At 71.6% G+C, this 3197-nt stretch carries 2 protein-coding genes; both read left to right on the plus strand.

The window, feature by feature from the left end:
• A partial coding sequence (gene pheS, locus EIO58_RS14990) for a phenylalanine--tRNA ligase subunit alpha (RefSeq protein WP_127820191.1) occupies positions 1-798 on the plus strand: 798 nt, incomplete at its 5' end.
• Positions 798-3197, plus strand: a 2400-nt coding sequence (gene pheT / locus EIO58_RS14995; protein ID WP_127820192.1) for a phenylalanine--tRNA ligase subunit beta, incomplete at its 3' end; no start/stop codon positions are given. The genes pheS and pheT, both read left to right, overlap by 1 nt.

A 3197-nucleotide genomic window follows, 5' to 3' on the forward strand; every position in this document is an offset into this window, starting at 1 on the left:
CGCGAGGCGGAGCTGGTCGCGGCCGAGACGGCCGCGCGCCTCGAGGCGGAGCGCGTGGACGTGACCGCCCTGCCCGTCCGCGCGCGCGTGGGGGCGCGGCATCCGATCTCGCTCCTGCAGGAGCAGATCGCCGACATCTTCGTCGGCATGGGCTGGGAGATCGCGGAAGGTCCCGAGCTCGAGCACGAGTGGTACAACTTCGACGCGCTGAACTTCGACGTCGACCATCCGGCGCGGCAGATGCAGGACACGTTCTTCGTCGACCCGGTCGAGCGCCACCTGGTGATGCGCACGCACACGAGCCCCGTGCAGGTGCGCTCGATGCTCGAGCGCGATCTGCCGCTGTACGTGCTGTGTCCGGGCCGCGTGTACCGTACCGACGAGTTCGACGCGACGCACCTTCCGGTGTTCACGCAGTTCGAGGGCATCGTCGTCGACAAGGGCATCACGATGGCGCACCTCAAGGGCACGCTCGACCACGCGGCCCGCGTGCTGTTCGGTCCCGAGGCGAAGACGCGCTTTCGCGCCAACTTCTTCCCGTTCACCGAGCCGTCCGCCGAGCTCGACCTGTGGCACCCGACGTTCAAGGGCGGGGCGCGATGGATCGAGTGGGGCGGCTGCGGCATGATCAACCCCAACGTGCTGCGCGCGGCGGGGATCGACCCGGAGGAGTACTCGGGCTTCGCGTTCGGCATGGGCATCGAGCGCACGCTCATGTTCCGCAGCGACGTCCAGGACATGCGCGACATGGCCGAGGGCGATGTCCGCTTCAGCGAGCAGTTCGGAATGGTGGTCTGATGCGCGTCCCGCTCTCCTGGTTGCGTGAGTACGTCGACGTCCCGACGGACACCTCGCCCGAGGACGTCCTCGCGGCGCTCGTGCGCGTCGGGTTCGAAGAGGAGGACGTGCACCGCTTCGAGCTGCAGGGTCCGATCGTCGTGGGCGAGGTGCTCGAGTTCGTCGAGGAGCCGCAGTCCAACGGCAAGACCATCCGCTGGTGTCGGGTGCGCGTCGCCCCCGAGGGCGGGAAGGCGGCGGACGGCGGCGACGCGGTGCACGGCATCGTGTGCGGCGCGCGCAACTTCTTCGCCGGCGACAAGGTCGTCGTGACGCTTCCGGGCGCGGTGCTTCCCGGTCCGTTCCCGATCGCGGCCCGCACGACGTACGGGCATGTCTCGGACGGAATGATCGCCTCCGCCAAGGAGCTGGGCCTCGGCGAGGAGCACAACGGCATCCTGCGCCTCGTCGAACTCGGCATCGACGCCCCCGTCGGCACCGACGCGATCGCGCTGCTGGGCCTGGACGACGCGGCGGTCGAGATCAACGTCACGCCCGACCGCGGTTATGCGCTGTCGATCCGCGGAGTGGCGCGCGAATACTCGCACTCGACCGGCGCGGCGTTCCGCGATCCAGCCGACCGCCCGTGGGAGGAACTCGTTCCGGGGTCGGGCTTCCCGGTCGCCGTCGACGACCAGGCGCCGATCCGCGGCCGCGTCGGCGCGTCCGAGTTCGTCGCGCGCGTCGTTCGCGACGTGGACCCGACCAAGCCGACGCCGGCGTGGATGATCGCGCGCCTCACGCTCGCCGGGATCCGCTCGCTCGGCATCCTCATCGACATCACGAACTACGTCATGCTCGAGCTCGGCCAGCCGATCCACGGCTACGACCTCGACAAGCTGCAGGGCGGCATCACGGTGCGCCGTGCCACGCGCGGCGAGGAGCTCGAGACCCTCGACGGCAAGGTCCGCACCCTCGACCCCGAGGACCTCCTCATCACCGACGAGTCCGGCCCGATCGGCCTCGCCGGCGTCATGGGCGGCGGCACGACCGAGATGAGCGGCACCACGCGCAGCGTGCTGATCGAGGCGGCGACCTTCGACACCGTGTCGATCGCGCGCACGGCCCGACGCCACAAGCTGCCGTCCGAGGCATCCCGCCGCTTCGAGCGCGGTGTCGACCCGCTCGTGCCGTTCGTCGCCGCGCGCCGCGTCGCCGACCTCATGGTCGAGTACGCGGGGGGCGCGAGCGACGACGAGTTCGGGGGCGCGCTCTTCGCCGAGGTGGTCGTGCCCGGCATCGAGCTGCCGCCCCTGTTCGTGCAGCACCTGATCGGCGTGGACTACACGTCGGGCCAGATCGAGTCGTCGCTGCGCCTCATCGGCTGCGAGGTCGTGCCCAACGAGGACGACGCCGCCGGATGGCACGTCATCCCGCCGTCGTGGCGTCCCGACCTCACCGACAAGTGGACGCTCGCCGAGGAGGTCGCCCGCATCGAGGGCTACGACCGCATCCCCTCGGTGCTGCCGCTGCCTCCGTCCGGCCGCGGCCTGACCGCCGCGCAGCAGGGCCGCCGTCGCGTCGCGAACGCGCTCGCCGCTGCCGGCTACGTCGAGACGCCGTCGTTCGGCTTCACGACCGAGGAGTACAACGACCTCCACGGCTCGGCGTCGGGCGAGCACCTGCCGAGCGTCAAGCTCGCCAACCCGCTCGACGGGCAGGCGCCGTTCCTGCGCCGCTCGCTGATTCCCGGGCTGCTGCAGGTGGCGCACCGCAATGTCTCGCGCGGATTCACCGATCTCGCGCTCTTCGAGACCGGGGTCGTGTTCCTTCCGGAGCCGGGCGTGCAGTACGGCACGTCGCATGTGCCGCCGCTGGCGGTGCGTCCGGATGCCGCGACACTCGCCGAGCTCGACGCGTCGATCCCGCCGCAGCACCGTCACGTGGCCGTGCTGCTGACCGGCAGCCTCGTCGCGAAGCAGCCGGGCGTCGAAGCGGTCGTCACCGGGCTGTCGGACGCGCTGGACGCCGTGCGCACGATCGCCGCCGCCGCAGGCGTCGCCGTCGAGGTGGCTCAGGGCCGGCGCGCAGCGCTGCACCCGGGACGCACCGGCGTGCTGTCGGTGGGCAGCACCGAGGTGGGCTACGTCGGTGAACTCCTGCCGGCGGTGGCCGAGGCCGCGGACCTCCCCGGTCGCGTGATCGTCGCCGAGCTCGACCTCGACCTCGTTCTCTCGCTCGCGGGCGAGAAGGTGGTGGCCGCGTCGCTGTCGGGCCTCCCGGCCGCGACGCAGGACGTGTCGCTGGTCGTCGGCGCCGACGTTCCCGCGGCCGAGGTGCGCGCTGCGCTCGTCGAGGGCGCGGGCGAGCTGCTCGAGTCGCTGCGGCTCGTCGACGACTACCGCGGTCAGGGCGTGCCC

The organism is Microbacterium sp. CPCC 204701, assembly GCF_004010105.1.
Classification (GTDB): Bacteria; Actinomycetota; Actinomycetes; order Actinomycetales; family Microbacteriaceae; genus Microbacterium.